This is a genomic window from Pedobacter sp. ISL-64 (assembly GCF_018613605.1).
In the GTDB taxonomy this organism is placed as follows: domain Bacteria; phylum Bacteroidota; class Bacteroidia; order Sphingobacteriales; family Sphingobacteriaceae; genus Pedobacter.
Window position 1 is genome coordinate 1 of sequence record NZ_JAGGPU010000002.1, and the last position, 21,489, is coordinate 21,489.

The 21,489-nt window shown below is 40.0% G+C and carries 14 protein-coding genes and 1 tRNA gene; all 15 read left to right on the forward strand.

What is annotated here, in order from left to right; genetic code table 11:
* Positions 1-321: 321 nt before the first annotated feature.
* The 15 genes from J7E57_RS02485 (at position 322) to J7E57_RS02555 (ending at position 21,473) form a co-directional block, all read left to right on the forward strand.
* Positions 322-891, forward strand: coding sequence for a DUF4256 domain-containing protein (locus J7E57_RS02485; protein ID WP_215125010.1), 570 nt, complete (start codon positions 322-324; stop codon positions 889-891).
* Between the two features lie 392 nt (positions 892-1,283).
* On the forward strand, positions 1,284-4,535 hold the full coding sequence (locus tag J7E57_RS02490) for a TonB-dependent receptor (RefSeq protein WP_215125011.1): 3,252 nt from the start codon (positions 1,284-1,286) through the stop codon (positions 4,533-4,535).
* Between the two features lie 414 nt (positions 4,536-4,949).
* Positions 4,950-5,108, forward strand: a complete 159-nt coding sequence (locus J7E57_RS02495; RefSeq protein WP_167346157.1) for a hypothetical protein — start codon at positions 4,950-4,952, stop codon at positions 5,106-5,108.
* Between the two features lie 140 nt (positions 5,109-5,248).
* Positions 5,249-5,818, forward strand: a complete 570-nt coding sequence (locus tag J7E57_RS02500) for a helix-turn-helix domain-containing protein (protein ID WP_029279156.1) — start codon at positions 5,249-5,251, stop codon at positions 5,816-5,818.
* Between the two features lie 225 nt (positions 5,819-6,043).
* The gene (locus J7E57_RS02505; protein WP_251029770.1) at positions 6,044-6,688 is read left to right on the forward strand and encodes an alkaline phosphatase; all 645 of its coding nucleotides are present in this window, start codon (positions 6,044-6,046) and stop codon (positions 6,686-6,688) included.
* Positions 6,689-6,952: 264 nt separating this feature from the next.
* Complete coding sequence (locus J7E57_RS02510; RefSeq protein ID WP_215125012.1) at positions 6,953-8,272, forward strand: DUF5690 family protein; 1,320 nt, start codon at positions 6,953-6,955, stop codon at positions 8,270-8,272.
* Positions 8,273-8,463: 191 nt separating this feature from the next.
* Positions 8,464-9,624, forward strand: coding sequence for a TIGR03364 family FAD-dependent oxidoreductase (locus tag J7E57_RS02515; RefSeq protein ID WP_215125013.1), 1,161 nt, complete (start codon positions 8,464-8,466; stop codon positions 9,622-9,624).
* A 105-nt stretch (positions 9,625-9,729) separates the two neighbouring features.
* The gene (locus tag J7E57_RS02520; RefSeq protein ID WP_215125014.1) at positions 9,730-12,957 is read left to right on the forward strand and encodes a SusC/RagA family TonB-linked outer membrane protein; all 3,228 of its coding nucleotides are present in this window, start codon (positions 9,730-9,732) and stop codon (positions 12,955-12,957) included.
* A gap of 18 nt (positions 12,958-12,975) precedes the next feature.
* Entirely contained in the window at positions 12,976-14,544 is a 1,569-nt protein-coding gene (locus tag J7E57_RS02525) for a SusD/RagB family nutrient-binding outer membrane lipoprotein (protein WP_215125015.1), read from the forward strand.
* A 195-nt stretch (positions 14,545-14,739) separates the two neighbouring features.
* Positions 14,740-14,813 (forward strand) — tRNA-Asn (locus tag J7E57_RS02530).
* Positions 14,814-15,053: 240 nt separating this feature from the next.
* Positions 15,054-16,331, forward strand: coding sequence for a site-specific integrase (locus J7E57_RS02535; protein ID WP_215125016.1), 1,278 nt, complete (start codon positions 15,054-15,056; stop codon positions 16,329-16,331).
* Positions 16,332-16,429: 98 nt separating this feature from the next.
* Entirely contained in the window at positions 16,430-17,725 is a 1,296-nt protein-coding gene (locus J7E57_RS02540) for a phage integrase SAM-like domain-containing protein (protein WP_215125017.1), read from the forward strand.
* Positions 17,726-18,061: 336 nt separating this feature from the next.
* Positions 18,062-19,363 carry a site-specific integrase gene (locus tag J7E57_RS02545; protein ID WP_215125018.1) on the forward strand — a complete coding sequence of 434 codons (1,302 nt, stop codon included), beginning with the start codon at positions 18,062-18,064 and terminating at the stop codon, positions 19,361-19,363.
* Between the two features lie 633 nt (positions 19,364-19,996).
* A complete protein-coding gene (locus J7E57_RS02550; RefSeq protein ID WP_215125019.1) occupies positions 19,997-20,584 on the forward strand; it encodes a TetR/AcrR family transcriptional regulator in 588 nt (195 codons plus the stop codon).
* A gap of 127 nt (positions 20,585-20,711) precedes the next feature.
* Positions 20,712-21,473 carry an alpha/beta fold hydrolase gene (locus J7E57_RS02555; RefSeq protein ID WP_251029771.1) on the forward strand — a complete coding sequence of 254 codons (762 nt, stop codon included), beginning with the start codon at positions 20,712-20,714 and terminating at the stop codon, positions 21,471-21,473.
* Positions 21,474-21,489: the final 16 nt, after the last annotated feature.

Consider the following 21,489-nt stretch of genomic DNA (forward strand, 5'->3'; position numbering starts at 1 on the left):
TTTTAAAGACAGTACCTTTTCGCTTTACTCCGTTACACTTCGTGTTCGCTGCAATCCGGTTTAGGAGCAAGGGTTTGTGCGCCCTGCAACCCCCAAAATGAAAAACTGCCTTAGCCATTTAGCCCCGGTTGAAGCGTTACCCTGCAGCAACGAGGTACGAGGCAGCGAAGCGTAAAAGCAGAAGACGGGAAGAAACTTAGTGTTTAATACGGGTATTGCGCTCCGAATAAAAATTGGTATTTTTCAAAACTTTGAAATGCAAGAACCATGTTCTTAAAAAGACGTTATAACAAGAGACTAAAATTTATTCAATATCACAATATGAGCAAAATAAATAAAAAAGAACTATCTGCAGAACAGGTGCAAGAACTCCTTCATACGTTAAAAGTCCGTTTCGAGAAAAACATGGACCGCCATAAAAGTATTGAATGGGCTAAAGTAGAAGAAAGGTTAGTTACCCGGCCCGAAAAACTATGGGTACTTGATGAAATGGAGGTAACTGGTGGTGAGCCCGATGTTGTTGATTATGATAAAAAAACAGGCGAATATATTTTTTACGATTGTTCGGCAGAAAGCCCCAAAGGCCGTAGAAGTATTTGTTATGATTTGGAAGGGCTGGAATCGAGAAAAGAGCACCAACCGGAAAATAATGCTGTTGATATGGCTGCTACGATGGGTGTAGAACTCTTAACAGAAGAACATTACCGCTTTTTGCAGCAACTCGGAAAATTCGATACCAAAACATCAAGCTGGATTGTTACCCCTCCGGAGATTAGAAAATTAGGTGGTGCCCTTTTCGGCGATCGCCGCTACGATCATGTATTTGTTTACCACAATGGTGCACAATCGTATTATGCCGCAAGAGCATTTCGTGGTTTGTTAAAAGTATAAACTGATGATATATAGGTTCATTAGTCCACTAGTTCATTTGTCATTGGTTCATTAGTTAACAGGGAGAAGAAATTTGTTCTGTGGTTAATTGTTCAAACCGGTTATTATCGTTAAACGCCCGGTTCTAAACACATGGCCAGTTAATCGACTTTGGACTCCCGACTAAGGACTTCGAGCTAATTGAAACTTCATCAAATCTTCATCTTTCGTTTTCATCTTTGGGCTTTCTATTCTTCATTATATTCCGGCCTGAAATATTGGTTGTTAAGGAATTGTTTTCTTATTGTATTATTCTGATTTTCACATTGTTAAGGTAGTGTTAAACTTAATTTAGTGTTAATATTGAATTAACATTAGGACTGTTGTTTTGCATGAAAATAAAACAACAGAAAATGAAATCACGCATACTATCCCTAGTAAGTATTCTGCTGCTCTTGGTCACATTTGCTCAGGCACAGGTTACAACATCTAGTATTAATGGAAAGATTAAGGATAATAAGGGTATCATCCCGGGGGCAACCATTGTGATGATGCACGTTCCAACAGGTACTGTATCTAAAGGTTCGTCAAACGAGAACGGACTTTACCGTATCGGCAACTTAAACCCAGGCGGGCCATACAAAATTACCGTAACCTTTGTGGGTTATAGCCCGGTAGTAAAAGAGAATATTTATTTAACCTTAGGTTCGGATGTAAGGCTCGATCTTGATCTTCAGGAGCAAGGTAATCAATTGGCCGAAGTAAGTGTTAAAGGCCAAAAAGGTGGAACAAAATCCGGTGCAGGTACAAGTATCGGCGAAGGTCAGATCAAAACGCTACCAACCATGAACCGCAGCTTGCAGGATGTAACAAGGGTTACTCCTCAAGGCAGTAAAGATAATACCTTTGGAGGAACAAACTTTAGATACAACAACGTGACTATTGATGGTGCAATTAATAATGATGCCATTGGTTTTAGTCCCTCATTAGGTGGGCAAAGTGGAAGCTCGGGTATGCCTGGAAGCAGTACACGTACTAATCCGGTTTCGTTAGATGCCATTCAGGATGTTACCGTTTTACTTTCTCCATACGATGTTAAAGTGGGTAACTTTTTAGGTGGCAGTATTAATGCTGTTACGCGTGGTGGTACCAATGAGGTAGTAGGCTCGATTTACGGTTATGGCCGTAACGCATCATTGATCGGTAGAAATAAAATCGGCGATAACAGCAAAGAGCCCTCCGCTTTTCATGATTACCAAACGGGTTTCCGTGTAGGTTTCCCGATTATAAAAGATAAATTGTTTTTCTTCACCAATGAAGAGATTACCCGCCGTCAGGATCCGGTAATTTTAGGCGCAGGATCATCTGATATGAAATTGCTTACCTTAAGTGAGGCACAACAGATCTCTGATCGCATGAAAAATGTGTATGGTGTAGATGCCGGTTCGTTTGGCGATTACAACATCTATTCGCAGTCTAACAAATTCTTTAACCGCTTAGATTGGAACATCAGTGAAAGCACCCAGCTAACCATCAGAAATAATACCATCATTTCGAAAGCAACAAACTTAGAAAGAGATCAGTCTAACTTCAGGTTTGGTGGTATCGATTTCAGACAGAACAATAATCAGACATCAACTGTTGCCGATCTTAAAACCCGTTTCGGAAATTCAGCTACCAACAATTTAATTGTAGGTTATTCTACCGTTCACGATTATCGTGATCCACTTTCTAATCCGGCTTTACCGCAGATCGAGATTGCTTCTAACGGGGGAACATTGTTTTTGGGTACCGACCGTGAGGCAAGTATCTTCAACATGAAGCAGAATACTTTCGAATTTACCGATAACTATACTTACAGCTCGGGTATCCATACTTTCACCGTTGGTACACACAATGAGTTTTACAACATCAACTATGGCTTCGTAAACTCATGGAATGGCCGTGTGGCTTATAGCAGCATCGCCGATTTCCTGGCCAACAAACCAAACAGGGTACGTACAAGTTATAACTACGATGATAATACGCGCGATCATATTATTGAGAATCCAACTGCAGAATTTAATGTAAACATGTACAGTGTTTATGGTCAGGATGAAATCCGTATCGGCGATCGTTTCAAATTGACACCGGGTTTACGTTTCGATATGGCTGATTTACCAAATATGCCATCATTGAGTCCAAAAACAACCAATTCTCCGGTTGATGCAAATTACGGTACAACCTATACTTACACACAACCATCATCAATTACCGGGAAATTCCTGAACAAAATCCAGGTTTCTCCACGTGTTGGCTTTAATTTCGACGTGCTGGGTAACCAAAGTTTGATTATGCGTGGTGGTACCGGCTTGTTTACCAGCCGTGTTCCTTTTGCATGGATCGGTTATGCATATTACAACAATGGCGTAAACTATGGCGCTTTCGATAAATCGTATGTTTATGCCAATGCTGATCCTAGCAAAATTGTAACGCCTGTAGCGGGTACTGATCCGATCAGAGATGCTTTAACAGGTAATGGTGAAGCAGGTTATGTTACTAATCAAGGTGTTAATGTTAAAGATGCTAAAGGTGCAACACAGGTAGATTTGGTGGATAACAACTTTAAAATGCCAAAAGCATGGAGAAGTAATTTAGCCTTCGATTATAGAACAGACGACCAGTGGAAATTTACAGTGGAGGGAATCTTTAGTCAGGTGATTAAAGATGTGCAGTTTCAGCAGATCAACTATGTGGATAATCCTACTTACATGGCTTATGATACCCAGAAACAGCAGCCTATTTATTCAGGTACCAAAATTAATCCTTTATATACCAATGCCTACCTATTATCAAACACTGATAAAGGATATAAATATAGCTTAACCGCTCAGGTGAGTAAATCACTTCCTGTCGGTTTAGATATGATGGTGGCTTATACCTACGGACGATCGAAAGATATTGCCAATGGTATCCGTAATTCAATGGAATCTAACTGGCAGTTAAACCAGGCCCTTAGTCCAAATAACCCAGGCTTGGCATATTCTAATTTCGATATCCGTAACAGGATTATTTCGACCATCAATTACAGATTAGATTGGGCTAAAAACGGTAAATATGTATCTAACTTCTCCTTGTTCTTCAGCGGCCAGTCAGGTTCTCCTTATTCATTGGGTTTAGTGAATACCAGGATCAATGGAACTGGCCAAACCGTAAGTTTGATGTATATTCCGGCTGTAGGCGAAACACAAAAGTTCTTTGCCAACAACGCAGCAGGAATTGCGCAAGCTGCCGCATTTGATGATTATATCAATAACGATAAATACTTAAGTACACGTCGTGGTGATTTTACAGAACGTAATGGTGCACGCACCCCTTGGAATGTTCAGGCCGATTTCCGCTTCTCTCAGGATATTCAGGTGGCAAAAGGAAAGCATCCACATGTACTTACTTTAACTTACGATATTATTAACCTGACCAATTTGGTAAATAAAGATTGGGGAATTCAATATTTTTCTCCTAATACTTATAATTCAATGGCAAGTGTAGGGATTAAGGTGGCAACTGCAGGTACACCAGCCGCATATCCGGTGTATACCTTTGCACAGAAAGATGTAACCTCTTATTCAAAAGATTTCTTTGCCTCACGCTACCAAATGCAATTGGGATTGAGATATAGTTTCTAATCTTTTTTAATATCAATATATAACGGTCTGACCTAAATAAGGTTGGGCCGTTTTTTGTGAGGCGTCACCCTCATCCGATGGCTATCGGATTTATTTTATTAGTCACCTTTATTGTTTTTAAAGGTCTAATAGCTACTACGTGGTCAGCATCTTTCCTGCTAGATAGACCCTGAAATAAATTACCTTCGGTGAGCTCGCTTAAGGCTCGGTTTACTACGTAGCTTTCCGCTGCGCTACAGGTCAGGGCGATGACGGTGAGGCGAAAATATCTACAGAAGATCTTTAAAGGCATGTTATTAATCGAGTTCAGGTTAAGTAAAAGCAATACCAATTAAACCTTTCCTATCCTTCCTCCGTCAAAATAAAACACACAGCATAAAGCTTGATTTATTTTTCAATTTAAAAAGTTAGGTTATGAAAAGGATTGTAAATGCATTGCTCTTATTGGTTATGGCGGTTAATTTTAGTGCATGCGTGGTGAGCGCACGTGCACCAAGGGCACACTGGGTGCGCGGGCATTATAATATTGGCCCTCATGGCGGTCGGTATTGGGTACCCGGACATTACCGTTAAATTTTTGCAATCGTCGCCATAAAAAGGCGGCGATTGTTTTTATAAGCATGTTAAAAATGTAATTCCGTAACTAATGCGATTGTTGATTTAGATTGTAGGAATAAAATAATACATTAGCGTTATTAACACGATTTTAGCATATGCAAGAAGAAATTCTTTTACAGATTAGCCTTAAAATTAAAGAAAGACGTAAAGAGCTGGGGATTACCGTTCAGGAGCTTGCAGATAAAGCGGAGGTAAGCAAGGGGCTGATCTCTCAAATCGAAAATAGCCGTACCATTCCGTCTTTAATGGTATTAATGGATATTATTAAAAGTCTGCAGATAGATCTGAACAGTTTTTTTAAGGATATCAATTTTCATAAAAAAGATGCCCCCGTTCTGGTGAAACGAAAAGATCAGTACCAGAAGTTCGAAAAAGAACAGGCCGTAGGTTTTAACTACTCGCGTATTTTAACCAAGAATATTAAGTTTTCGACTGCCGATTTTGTACTGCTCGAGCTCGAGGTGAATGCGCATCGCCCAATGGTGAAAACCGAAGCCTTCGAATTTAAATACATGATAGAAGGTAAGGTCGAATATCAGTTTTCGAAAAAGAAAATTATACTCGAAAAAGGAGACTCTATGCTTTTCGATGGAAGGCTTTCTCACACTCCGGTCAACATTGGCGATAGCAGGGCGCTAATGCTGGTGATTTATTTTTTTGAATAACATTTATGTAAACAAAGTTTATTAATACTTAACAAATACTTATCTTCATCTTTATAAACCAATCTTAGGTTTGGTAATAGAAAATATGAATATGAAAAGATTTTTGAAAAGTACTTTACTGCTACTTGTTTATGTGTATTTGCCCAGGCACAATCTAAAAAAATTAAACACGTAATCTTAATTGGTTGCGATGGTTTTGGTGGCTACGCTTTGCCAGAGGCGAATATGCCTAATCTTAAAGCACTAATGGCTAACGGCTCGTGGACTACACAGGCACGTTGTGTACTGCCATCTTCCAGCGCTGTAAACTGGGCTTCCTTATTAATGGGTGCTGGACCAACCGAACATGGTTATACCGAATGGGACAGTAAAGTGCCCGAAATTCCATCTATCACCAAAACATCTTATGGTTTGTTTCCAGGGATATTTAGTGTAATCAGAGATCAAAAAAAACAAGCTAAAACGGCTATTGTGTATAGCTGGAGCGGGATTGGTTATTTATTTGAAAAAGAAGCAGTAAACATTATCGTTAGTGGAAACGATAAAGATGATTTTTGCACCGATACCACTGTTGCGATTATCAAAAGAGAAAAACCTTATTTTACCTTCCTGCATTTAGACGAGCCTGATGGTACGGGGCATTCAATCGGTCACCGTACACTGGCTTATTATAAACAACTGGAGTTGGTAGACCAGCGGATAGGTAAAATTGTAAAAGCGGTTAACGATGCAGGCATAGCTGATGAAACCGTTATCCTGGTTACTGCCGATCACGGTGGTAAGGGTAGAGGCCATGGGGTAAATCGCTTGATGAAGTGCAGATCCCGTGGATTATCTCAGGCCCTGGCATTCGTAAAAACCACGAATTAAAAGATGCGATTATTACCTATGATACAGCCGCAACACTGGCCTGGTTAATGAGGCTGCAACAACCGCAAAGTTGGAGAGGAAGGCCGGTATTAGAGGCTTTTACGAAATAAAATACAAGTCCTACATGGTAAAAACTTAACAATTTGATAATCTTGATATTGTTTACTAATAATAAACAATGTTTACTATTGTGTTTTTAGAAAATACATATGTCAATCAAATCAGTGGTGCTCGGTATGATAAACAACATAAGCTGATATTAGGATGAGTTTGCTTCATCTTGCCCGCAAAAAAGCACTTAATTGGCCTTATTGGTTAATTACAATGCTTGGTGGTATAGCAGCATTTGGTTGTTATACCAGTATGTATGCCTTTCGTAAAGCTTTTGCTTCTGCTACTTTTGAGCATCAGGAATTTTTGCATATCGATTATAAAGTTTGGTTGGTTATTGCACAAATGATAGGTTATACCTTAAGTAAGTTTTATGGTATCCGTTTTATTTCCGAATCGGGGAAAAGTAAGCGGGCAAGGAGCATCATTTTTCTGATTCTTTTTTCTTGGCTTGCCCTGCTTGGGTTTGCTTTGGTACCTGCTCCCTACAATATTGTATTTCTTTTCCTCAATGGCTTCCCTTTGGGCATGATCTGGGGTTTGGTATTCAGTTATTTGGAAGGAAGAAAAACAACCGAATTTATGGGGGCCTTAATGTCAATCAGTTTAATATTTGCCTCAGGTTTTGTTAAAACTGTAGCCCGAACGCTGATGTCGTTAGCTTCGGTAAGCGATTATTGGATGCCTTTTCTTACCGGATTGGTTTTTCTGCTTCCGTTGCTTCTGTTTGTTTTTTGTCTGGAGGTTATTCCGCCGCCTTCAAAAGAAGATCAGGAGTTACGTACCAAGCGGGTGCCAATGGATGCGAAACAGCGCAGAAAGTTTATCACCACATTTTTGCCGGGTATCATCTTAACCATTATCATCTACGTGCTGCTTACCTGTATCCGCGATATGCGCGATAATTTCGAAGTAGAAATCTGGAATGGCTTAGGTATTCACAACAACCATATCTATACGCAGATTGATACCCTGATTTCGGTTGTGGTATTGGTGATGATGGGGCTTTTGATCCTGATTAAAGATAACCTCAAAGCTTTTACCGTGATCCATATCATGATTATTTCGGGCTGTTTGCTAATTGGCGTAAGTACATTCTTTTTTGATAGGGGCTACATTGGGCCTGTTAGCTGGATGGCTTTACTGGGAATGGGACTGTATATGGCCTACATTCCCTATAATGCTATTTTTTTTGAACGGATGATTGCCAATTTTCATTACAAGAGCAACATCGGTTTTATTATGTATGTGGCCGATTCTATTGGTTACGTAGGTAGCTTTTCAATACTCCTGTTTCATGAGTTTGGCGAAACGAGTACCAGCTGGATGCACTTTTTTAAACAGTGTTTGTTTGCCATACCATTAATTGGCGGGGTGTGTAGTGTACTTTCGTTAATTTATTTCAGAAGAAAAACTTTGGTTACAAATAAAAAGATGCAGGCAACGGGGAAAATGGTTTTAACAGGGAAATGAAATGCCTTGCTTCATCGTCATTTCGAGCGGAGTGCAACGCAGTCGAGAAATCTGCTTCAATAGACCTCTCCATTCCACTGTGTTCCAGTCGAGATGACGACCATTCTTATAATTGGAATAATGGAAGATAACGTGATAAAAACAACATTAACGAAGATGATTTTTAATAGCATCTCACAAAAAAATAAACAATGAATAAACATTTCGATCTTATTGTAATTGGTGGAGGGATTTTAGGAACATTCCATGCTTACCATGCTTTATTTTCGGGCAAATCGGTACTGCAGCTCGAAAAAGACAATTTTCCGGTTGGCGCTACGGTACGCAATTTTGGTCAGGTGGTACCCTCGGGTATGGAAGCCGAGTGGTTCGAATATGGTGTGGCCGGTTTAGATATTTATAAATCCATTCAGCAAGAATTCGATATTTCCGTGCAGCAAAATGGTAGTGTGTACATCGCATCAGATAACGATGAGCAGACCTTAATCCACGAGCTGAAAGCACATTACGATACCATCGGTTACGAGACCGAATTGCTTAGTCGGGAAGCGGTTTTAAAGAAATATCCTGCTATTAAATCTTCTTATGCCAAAGAAGCCATCTTTTTTCCTCAGGAAATTAGTGTGGCACCAGATCAAATGATCTACCGTCTGCATGAATATATGCAGACTAAGTTTGCACAATACACACTTAAATACAACAGTCCGGTTACCGCCTGCGAAAGCAAAGGCACTGGTGTTGAAGTAGGTTTAAGGAACAATGCCGAACTTTTTACGGCAGAGAAAGCCATTATCTGTAACGGTTACGAATTTAAACTGCTTTATCCCGACCTGTTTAGCGAAAGCGGCATTGTGGTAAGTAAGCTGCAAATGATGCGCAGTATACCTATGCCAGAAGTAGCTTTAGCAGGTAATATTTTAACAGGGCTAACCACCAGGCGTTACGAGAGTTTTGAGCACTATTGCCCTTCTTTCGAAAGCATTAAAACCCCTGAGCATTACGAAGAACTAAAAAAATGGGGTATCCATATCCTGTTTAAAAAGGCTGCAGATAATACGATTATTATTGGCGATTCGCATGTATATGCCGATATAAACCATTTCGACGATCTTGGTTTCGATTTAAGCCACCACGTTAATGAGCTCATGCTAGAAGAAGCAGCCCGGATAGTTGATTTCGATGTGCGCAAACTGCAAAGTACCTGGGCCGGATTTTATCCGCAGCACGCAACAAAACATATTGTAACTTACGATCTCGACGATCGCATCCACATCCGTACGGCTATTGGCGGTAAAGGAATGACTGCCAGCGCAGGTTATGCCGCAGAAAGCATTAAGAAAATATTTAGTTAACAAATACTAAACAAAAATAGGAGGTTTTGTTAACTAAAAGTTGGCATTAGGCTAACATACACATCTTATCATTGCATCTATAAAACCTAAAAAAATTATAGATAAATGAAACATCTCTACAAGATGAAGATGTGCATGGTAGCTTTGCTGTTACTGTGTCTCACGCCTTATTTTTCCTGGGCACAAACAAAAATAGCTGGTCTGGTTAAAGACGATGCGCAACAGCCGGTTCCAGGCGTTAGCGTAATGGTAAAGGGGACTAAAAAAGCTACTTCTACCGATTTGTCGGGCCGCTTTACACTCGATGCCAAAACAGGTGAAACACTTGTTTTTAGTTCGATCGGATTTCTTCCACAAGAAGTTCAGGTTACTGGCGCAAACCTTACCGTAACTTTAAAAACAGACTCGAAAAATTTAAACGAGGTAGTGGTTACCGCCCTCGGTATCCGTAAAGAGAAAAGAAACCTGGGCTATGCCATTCAGGAAGTAAAAGGAGCGGATCTGGTAAAAGCCAGGGAAGCTAATCCGGTAAACGGATTGGTGGGTAAGGTTGCCGGTTTAACTGTTGGGGTATCTTCAGAACTTTTGGGCCGTTCGTCGCTTTACCTTCGCGGTAACGATGTTAATTTGGTAGTGGTAGATGGGGTGCCGATCAATTCGGATACCTGGAACATCAATCCCGATGATATTGATACTTATACCGTGCTTAAAGGCCCGGCAGCAGCGGCACTTTATGGTTATCAGGCTTATAATGGTGCATTATTAATCACCACTAAAAGAGGTAAACTGAGCGACAAAGGTTTTACGGTGGAGCTAAATTCGAGCACACAATTTAACAAAGGGTTTATCGCTTTACCAAAAAGCCAGGACGAGTACGGGCCAGGCGAGCACAGTGCCTATGCTTTTGGTGATGGAAAAGGTGGTGGCTTAAATGATGGTGATTACGATATCTGGGGCCCAAAATTCGACGGTCAGTTGATTCCTCAATATGATAGTCCGATTGTGAACGGCGTGCGCCAGGGTACGCCATGGGTAGCCCGTGGAAAGGATAACTTAAAGCGTTTTATCCAAACCGGATTGCTTTCTGCAAACAACGTTGCCTTATCTTCTGCAACAGATAAGTATAATTTAAGGGTTTCCATTTCCAATAATTATCAAAAAGGAATTATACCGAACACACAATTAAATATCAACAATTTTAATGTAAGTGGTTCGTATAACATCAGTCCGAAATTAAGAGCTGAAGCCTATATCAATTATAGCCGCCAGTTTTCTGATAATATACCTGATGTGAACTATGGACCGAACAGTGTGATTTATAACATGACCCTTTGGGGCGGTGCCGATTGGAATATCGACGACATGAAAAACTACTGGCAGCCAGGCAAAGAAGGAATCCAGTCTATTTACGCCGAATATCAGCGTTACCACAATCCTTATTTTTTATCTTACGAGTGGTTACGCGGACATAAAAAGAACGATATTAACGGTTATGCTTCATTAAACTACAATGTAACCAAAGGATTGGATGTATTACTGAAAACGCAGATCTCTACCTACGATCAGTTAAGGACGGAGAAAATGCCGTTTTCTGCTCACCCATACGGACGTGAAGAAGGCTTAGGCGATTACAGGGAAGACCGCCGTAGCATGTTCGAAAACAATACGCAATTGATTTTAAAGTACAATAAAAACATTGGCGACCTGTTCGAAATCAGTGCTTTTGGCGGCGGTAATGCCCGTAACTTCAGTTACAATTCGAGCTTTACCACAACCGATTATTTAAATGTTCCAAATGTATATAACTTCTCGAATTCTAAAAACCCGGTAAAAGCATTCGATTTCAATTCACAAATGTTGGTGTTAAGTGCATTTTACTCAGTTGATTTGAGCTTTAAAAAGTACCTGAACATCAATACCACTGGCCGTGTAGATAAAAACTCTGCACTTCCTCCGGGCAACAATTCAGCATTCTATCCTTCGGTTTCGCTAAGCTCGGTAATCTCCGATTATGTAAAAATGCCTGCTTTTATTTCATTTGCAAAAGTAAGGGCATCGTATGCAAACGTTAAAGATCCAGGTTTGGGCACACAGGAATTTATTGGTGCAACGCCTCTGCAAACTTATCCAATTGGTTATGGAGCAGAATATACTTCGTCATACGGTGGTCCAGGTTATGGTCTTTCTTCGCCTTACAGCATCAGGCCAACCTACAATAACCAAACAGGTGCCTATTATACCAACAACCTTATCGATCTGAACGCGGTAAAAGCGCAGAGCAGAACCAATTACGAAGGTGGTATCGATCTGAAGTTCCTTAAAAACCGGTTAGGTTTTGAAGCTACATATTTCAGGTATATCGATGGACCGAAAATTATCAGACAAAATATCTCAGCAGCAACAGGTTACCAAACCAATACCATCAACGGCCGTAAAACGCAAAACAGTGGAGTGGAGTTAAGTTTATCAGGCGCACCAATTATGACCGACAAATTTGGCTGGGATGTTATGATCAACTGGTCTACCTACAAACAGATTTACAAAGAACTTGCGCCAGGCGAAACATCGGTTGATCAATTCTTTAAAACCGGTGATCGCATCGACAATATATATGGTTCTGTTTTAGCTAAAACACCAAGCGGACAGGTGATCCATACTTCAAGCGGAACACCGGTTTCGTTACCGGTTAACCAGCTGCTGGGGCATGCCGATCCAAACTGGGTATGGAGCATTGGTAACAAATTCAGGTATGAGAATTTCTCATTCAGTTTCCAGTTAGATGGTAAAGTGGGTGGGGTAATGCAAGATTATGTGAGGTTAAAATCGTTCCAGGGCGGTCGTCAGATCGAAACCATCCAGGGTAAAATGGGCGATGCCAGATATCAGGATTATTTGCGTGTAAACGATCCTACTTACAAAGGTACCTGGGTAGGCGATGGTGTGGTTATTGCCAATGGCGGTAAACTGAACTTCGATCCGGTTACGGGTGTAATTACCAATTATGGTGACCTAACTTTTGCGCCGAATACCACTCCGCAGTTGTTGCAGGATTATCTGGGCGTTTTTTATGGTGCCAAAGAGAACACCATGATGAGCCGCACCTATGCCAAATTGCGCGAAGTAACTTTTGGCTACCAATTGCCTAAGAAATTACTGGAGCGCACGTTTATCAAATCGGCCAATATTTCGGTAGTAGGGCGTAATCTCCTGTACTTTATCAATTCTACTTATAACGATGTAGATGTAGATCAGTACTCGGGCAGAGAAGGTACCTCTACACTGCAAACACCAACTACAAGAAGTATAGGTTTTAACCTGAATGTTACTTTTTAACCTTTAGCAATAAGTATTATGAAATCAATATATAAAATCCTGTTCCTCTTCATCATCGTTGCTGTTTGTGGCGGGTGCAAGAAAGAATTTGAAGAAAATTTTAAAAATCCGAACCAGGCCGAAACCGTTCCGCCAAACTTATTATTGAACGGTATTTTGTTCGATATGTACGAGGCACCTTTTTCGGGCTCAGAAAGATGGAACCAGTACACTGCGGCCAACTATTTCTATTACGCAACCAATAACTACGACTGGACAGGCGCTTCGTTAGATTATACGACTTTAAAAAATGTGGTAAAAATGGAAGAGGAAGCCAACCGTTTAGGCGGTGCGGTAGCTAAGCCTTACCTGGCACTGGCTAAATTCTTTAAAGCGTATTATTTTGTGAAAATGAGTTTGAAAGTGGGCGATTTACCGATGACCGAAGCCTTAAAAGGTTTCGCCAACTTAACCCCGAAGTACGATACCCAAAAAGATACTTTTAAACAATCGTTAACCTGGTTAGAAGAATCGAACAACGATTTATCGGCTTTAATTGTTGCAGGCAACAAGGAATTAAAAGGCGATATCTACCTTAAAAATGACCTTGCAGCCTGGCAAAAGGTGGTGAATACCTTTAAATTACGGACTTTGATCAATTTGAGCACAAAAGCAGACGATGCCGACTTACAGGTAAAACAACAATTTGCTGCGGTATTGGGCAACCCGACCAAATATCCGGTTATGGAGAGTATGGCCGATAATCTTCAGTTTGTGTATAACGAGAGTTTTAATAAGTATCCGAACAATAAAGATAATTTTGGTAATGATGCCCTGCGTTACAATATGGCGGGTACGTATTTAAATACGCTTTCGACCCTTAAAGATCCCCGGGCCTATATGGTAGCTGAGCCGGCAAGGGGTATAGCAGAAGCCAACGGTTACGCCATTACCGATTACCGCAATTTTATTGGTGCACCTACAGGTGAAGATCAAGGGGTAATGTTGGATAAGGTACAGAAGGGGTTGTATTCGCTGATTGGCCGTTATCGCTACTATAGTGGTTATACAGCCGAAAATACGTTTATCATTGCTTATCCTGAGCTTTGTTTCATCAAAGCAGAGGGCATTAACCGCGGTTGGGCTACTGGCGATGCCGAAAGCTGGTATAAAAAAGGGATTCAGGCTTCTATTGGCTTCTATGGTATTAAAGATGGTATTAATGTGGTCACCTTTTTGAAAAAGGATGGGAAGCTGGGCGAATTTGAAAACTTTAATGTTAATTTCTCTTTCGAAAGCGATTATTATTCGCAGACTGCGGTTAAATATGCCGGTAATACAACCGATGGTTTAAAGCAGATCCTGACGCAGAAATACCTGGCTTATTTCCGTAATTCGGGCTTCGAAGCTTACTATCAGTACCGCAGAACAGGTGTGCCAACTTTCGATTTAGGTCCTGGCGTAGGTAATAGTAACAGGATTCCCAAGCGTTTTCAGTACCCTAATATTGAAAGAACAACCAACGGCGAAAACCTAAAACAGGCTTTACTTCGCCAATATAACGGAATTGACGACATTAATCTGTCGCCGTGGATCGTTAAACCATAATTGTTAACGATCTGATATTCAACTTTAAATTCGCAAAACGATCCTCCGCCATAGAGGGAGGATCGTTTCCTTAAATAATAATTGAATTAATTTTTGCATAAATAGTTTAAAAGCGCTAATATTGCACTCCCAAAACGAACAAGGGTATTTAACTGCAAAGTGTAAATAAACCTCGTTTAAGGAAACGACCAGTACTCCTTCTTAGCTCAGCTGGTTAGAGCATCTGACTGTTAATCAGAGGGTCGCTGGTTCGAGCCCAGCAGAGGGAGCAAAGATTTTCAAGCCTGAAAATCATTTAAAAACCCCATTTCTAGCTAATAGGATGGGGTTTTTTATTTCCATAATAGGAAGTTTCCTACCTCCATTTTGTCTTTTCAATAGCCAATCTATGTTAAGTTTTACAGGAAAAACTGTCGAATTTAACGTATGACTTTTACAAATATTTAACAAAGAAAATCCCGCGATTTAGGACTTCCGGTATCCGTAAACGCAATTTTTTTCAAGTTAAAATGGCAACAGTTGATGCAAAAATCTACGTTCACCATTACAAAAATGATGGTACGTGCAATGTAAAAATCAGAATTTACCACAAAAACCAGCAGAGGTTCATCGAAACAACTCACTTTCTCTGCGACAAACAGTTAAAAAGACATCCCGAAAACAAGCGGGAGTTTCTAATTAAAGACCAGTTTGTTAAATCACTGGTCAATTCGGAATTGGATAGCTATAGATTGGCTATTAGCAATCTTGGTCCAAAGCTTCACCTTTTTAGTGCCGATGAACTCAAAAGATATCTGACCAGGACTGATGAAAGGATTGATTTTATAGCTTTCTGTAACGGGTTTATAGCTGGCCTTGAAGAAAGCAGTAGAGGCAAGAGCGCAGCAAACTATCGAACTGTTAAGAACAGCCTCATAGATTTTTTGGGTAAGGAAAGGATATTCATCGAGGAAATCAACTGCGATATGCTTGGTGACTGGGAGCGTTATCTTAGGTCAAAAAGGGTAATAACTAGATTGAACCAGTTTCAAAAGCCAATCTCAACTTTTCAGCATCCATTAAAAGATGCCAGTGTGCATAATTATATGCGTGACTTAAGGGGGCTTTTCAACCATGCTAGAAAAAAATATAATAGAAAGAGTTTGGGCATCATCAGGATTGAGCACTATCCCTTTGATGAGTACAAAATCGTTGAAGCACCATTAACTCGTAAACGTAATACAGATATTGATACATTAAAGCTCATCCGGGATAGTAGCCCTTTGCCGGAAAGTAGAGCAGAGCTGGCCAGAGACTTATTCATGCTGTCTTTTTACATGTGCGGTATTAATGCTGTAGATATTTTTAAGGTAGATAAGTCTAATATTGTTGGAGGAAGACTGGATTACAATCGTTCAAAAACCAAAGATAAGAGAAAGGATAACGCCTTTATCAGTATAAAGGTCGTAGCTCAAGCCAAACCGCTTATAAATAAATACATAGGAACTATTAGCCAACGATATGGCAATATTGGAAGCTTGAACAAGGCTTTAAGTGCAGGTATGAGAGAGTTGTGCAAACAGATAGATGCCAAGGGAATAACCTACTATTGGGCCCGCCATACCGTTGGTAATTTAGCACGTAATAAATGCAGAATGAGCAAAGACGATGTTGGACTTGCATTGAACCATGTAGATCAGGGGAAAAGGGTTACAGATATATATGTAGATAAGGATTGGAGTATTATTGATGAGCTACAAGAAAGGGTACTAAAACTTTTGGAGGAAAAGGAGTCTGACAAAGAATAAAAGATAAATGATTGGATTAATTATTCCATGCGAAGTAAGCACACCATTCATATGAATAACCAATTATTATAATCAACCCGCTGTGTGCACAAAAAAATATGGCAACAATAAGTGCAAAAATTTACAAGCATCACAAAAAAGCTGATGGAACCTACAATGTAAAAGTCTGTATTTTCCACAAAGGCCAAAGAAGGTACATCCACACCAATCACTATCTGGTTCGCAAACAGTTATCATCAAAGTTCAAGATAAAGGACAAGTTTATCGCCGATCTTGTTGAAAGACAGCTGATCGATTACCGGAAAACAGTTAGCGAACTTGGTAATAAGCTTAGTTCATTTAGCGCTGAAGCATTGCGGGATTATATTAGGGATAAAGATGCAGATATCGATTTTATTGTATTTTGCGATGAACATATTCAAAAAACAAAATTGGAAGGCCGAGAAGGTACCGCGTATAATCACCGTAAAATTAAAAATAGCCTTACAGATTATTTTAGAAGACAAGTTGTTTCTGTTACAGAGATTACCTCGGCTATGCTGATTTCTTATGAGTGTTACCTGAAATCAGAAAGAAAAATGTCAAGGATAAACCAATTAGGAAAAATGGTTGTGACCATTAAGCCAGCTATGAGTGAAAGAGGGGTTCATAATCAAATGAAAGATTTAAGGACATTATTTAATGCTGCTAGGGATTTCTACAATAATGAAGATTTGGAATTCTGCCGAATCAAACACTATCCTTTTAAAAAATACAAACTTGGGCCAGTTCCATTGGCAAAAAAAAGAAACAACTCGATTGAGGAAGTACTTTTAATCAGAGATTGTGTAACAGAGCCTGGAAGTCGGGCAGAACTTGCAAAGGAACTTTATATACTTTCCTTTCTTACTTGTGGAATGAATGCGGTGGATCTTTACAGTTGCACAAAGGATAATATTAGAGATGGTCGTATAAATTATAATAGATCAAAAACCAAAAGGAAAAGAAGGGATGATGCTTTTATCAGCATAAAAATAGTAGAAGAAGCCAAGCCTTTATTGATGAAATATATTGACAAACTCCGTAAACGTTATGCCACCTATGGAACACTTGATAGTGCGCTGAGTAAGGGAATGAAAGAAATATGTAAAAAGACAGGACTGGATGGGGTCACTTTTTACTGGGCACGTTATACCTTTGCAAATCTCGCCAGAAATTCCTGTAGAATGAGCAAGGATGATGTTTTATTGGCAATGAACCACGTGGATATGGCAAGCCGTATGGTAGATGTTTATATTGAGAGAGATTGGAAGATTGTTGATGAAGTACAGTTAAAAGTTCTTCAATTGTATAGAGCTGCAGGTGTTCAATTGGTAATGAATGAAGAACCGCAATATGAAGAATATTATTACTAAAACTGTAACAAGTATGTAACTGGGCAAAATTTTTAGGTATTCAAAAAAGCCTTAAAATCTGCCTTCTTACGAGTAAAATGCGTATTTATTTGTATATCTAGACTAGAAGACTCATAATCCGTAGGTCCCTGGTTCAAGCCCAGGTGGGCCCACCTATAACCGCCTTACAAAGAAATTTGAAGGCGGTTTTTTGTTTTTCTCTGAGCTGATTTTTGATCAGCAAAGCTGGCTAAGGCAGTCGTCCTTTTGGCAGATCTTACATAATTTTTTGTTAAACTTTACGCAAAACCGTAACAAATACGTAACGGAAATTTTTGCGTGCTAACCTAAAGAATTATGGCAACTGTTAGCGCCAAGGTGTACGAACACCACAAAAAAGCAGATGGAACTTATAACGTCAAAATCTGCGTCCATCACAAAGACCAAAGAAAGTTTATTGACACTAACCACTATGTCGTCAAAAAACAATTAACGGCAAAAATGAAGGTCAAAGACAATTTTGTAAATGACCTTATTGACGATCAACTAAAAGGCTATCGCAAGGTTATCAGCGAGCTGGGGGAAAAACTCAATTTCTTTAATGCGGAATCTTTAAGGGACTACCTCCGTGAAAAGGATAGTGATGTCGATTTCATTAAATTCTGCGCTATGCATATTGAGCAGACGTTTAAAGAAGGAAGAACCGGCACAGCACATAACCATCGCAAAATACGCAATAGTTTGATCGATTATTTTAAAAGGGATTCTGTCTCGATTAACGAGATCAATTCAAACATGCTAGCTTCTTATGAACGGTATCTAAGGAGTGAGCGCACGATGACACGCGCTGTTACAAAGGATGGTCAGACCAAAGAAAAAACAGTAAAAGGCCTATCTGATAGTGGACTGCATAACCATATGCGCGACCTCCGAACCCTATTCAATGCGGCACGAAACCTTTACAACGACGAGGATTTAGGGATTTACCGGATCAAACATTATCCTTTTAAAAAGTACAAGATTGGTAGTGCTCCCTTAACAAAAAAAAGAAACAACACTTTGGAACAGGTGTTGGCGATAAGATACAGTATAACAAAACCCGGGAGCCGTGCGGAATTAGCAAAAGAACTCTACATGCTTTCGTTCTATTTGTGCGGCATTAATGCAGTTGATTTGTACTACCTAGATAAAAAAGACATCAAAAACGGCCGGATCGATTACAACCGCTCAAAAACAGAAGGCAGAAGAAAGGATAATGCCTTTATCAGTATAAAGATCGTAGAGGAAGCCAAACCTTTGTTAGAAAAATATATTGAAAAACTTTCAGTCCGCTATGTTGATTCTGATGGACTAAACAGGGCCTTGGGAATGGGAATGAAACATCTTCGGAAACTTACAGGCATTGATAAACTTACATTGTATTGGGCTAGACATACTTTTGCAACTATAGCACGCAACGCATGCCGCATTAGTAAGGATGATGTGGCTCTAGCCCTTAACCACGTAGACGATGAGCACCGCACGACAGATATCTATATTGAAAAAGATTGGAGTATCGTTGATGACGTACAGATTAAAGTTATAGGCCTATTAAGGAAGCTAGTCATAAAGGTAGCTGCAAAACAAAAGAAAGAAGCATCACTAAAAAAGGCTGCGTAAAATTGACACCTGCATGGTCTAGTTATTGGACCGTGCAGGTTTGTTTATTAATTTAAAACCCCAAATTTGAATATCATGAAAAATCTGATTTTATTTTTCCTGACTAGTATTATTGCCACGGGGCATTTCTGGCAGGCACAACTATGAAAAATCCCTTGCCGGCCTTTATTGTGGCATTCGGCGTGTGGATGCTCTTTGTTTACCGGATAGCCCGGAAATGGAGATTGGCTTTTTTTGTTCAATAAAATGAATCTACAGGATTAACTTACCAATAAGTTGTTTAATCGCTAGACACGTAATTCTAATTGAGCGAGAAATGGAGACAGCTAATGATATCTATATTCAATTACGTTAAAACTCTGTCCAGCTGTTCTCGTATGTTTAAGCACAAATTAAAGCCAGCATTCCAATGCTGATCAAAAGTATACAAATTGTATACTCCTTCTGACTGCCTATGTCATATGAAGTAAGATCTTCAAGATTTACCTAGCATTCAAACAATCGAGCTTAAACTAGATTTACGAATAATTAATCATGTTCAGGTCGATTAATCGAAGCAAAAAAAAAATATAAAAAATAATTAGGTTATTCCGACCGAACGGTCTATATTTGACCTATCAATTTAATTCAGAAATGACAAAATCAGAAAGAACCAAGCAATTTATCATCGAACAATCCGCTCCATTATTTAATACCAAGGGGATTGCCGGAACCGCTATGAGTGATGTGATGGAGGTTACTAAATTGGCAAAAGGCAGTCTTTACGGACACTTCGACAGCAAAGATGAGCTGTCTTATGCAGTCGTAGATTTTAATCTTTCAAAACTGGTGGGCAGAGTTGAACAGGCGGTGAATAGGGAGAGTTCAGCAAAAGATAAGCTTCTGGCTTTCCTGGACACTTTTGCTACTCCAATGCAATTTCCTGTAGAGGGGGGGTGCCCAATGGTGAATTTCGGGAGTGAATCTGACGACACGAACCCAGTTGTCAGGTCAAAAGTTAAAGCCACAATTTTGAGTGCCCAGGCCAGGATCGCAGCGATTATTGAATATGGGATCGCAAGAAAAGAATTTAAATCCACTTTCAACGCCAGCGAATTTGCTATTAAAATGATGACCCTCATAGAGGGGGGAGTACTGATTGGACGCGTGCTGGAGAGCAATACTCAAATGGAAACCATTATTGCGATCCTTAAAAAAGAAATCAGTCAAGAGCTAAGCTGATTTTTTTGTCAAGTTTTAGTCCGACCGGTCGGACTAAAAACCAATTAAAATAATAAGTCAACAAATAACAACCATAAAAAACAAGAACAACATGAAAAAGTTAACTTCCATTTTCGCCATCATTCTATTGGCCACAACGTTTGCCTTTGCGCAAACCACAATTAATGCTAACCCCGCCAACATCGTGATCGTTCACGGCTCGTGGTCCTCGGCTGCTGACTGGGAGGCTGTCTCCGCTAAACTAAGAGCAGACGGCAATCAGGTGACAGTAGTTAACCTGCCCGGACATGGAACCGACCAAACCTCCATCACCTCCATTAGTCTCCAGGGATATGTAGATGCAGTTAAAAAAGCCATCAATGGAAGCAAGGAAATCGTTTTGGTAGGCCATAGCTTCGGAGGTATTGTGGTTAGCGCTGTTGCTGAACAGATTCCATTGCAGATTAAAAAACTCGTTTACGTGGCTGCCTATATCCCGCAAAACGGCGAGAGTCTGCTTACTATCGCCAATACCGATGCAGCAAGCCAAGTGGGTAAATATCTTCAAATTGACGAAAAGGCTGGGATCGCGGGCATTGCAAAAGAAGGAATTGCCAGCACTTTCGTAGCTGATGCACCCAAAGGTGTGCAAGACTATGTAACTACGCATTTCAGGGCTGAGCCCTTAGTGCCCCTGGCTTCTCCGGTTATGCTTAGTGCAGCCAATTTCGGGCGTGTCGCCAAGATTTACATCCATACCTATAATGACCAGGTAAATAGCTTAGCGTTGCAGCAAAAAATGGTTAAAGCAACTGACATTACCCGATTTTACGGGTTGCCTTCGAGCCATACTCCGTTCGTATCTATGCCGCTCACGCTTGCCGCTATTATCGCAGGCGAAGCCAAGTAACAAAAATTATTCCTCA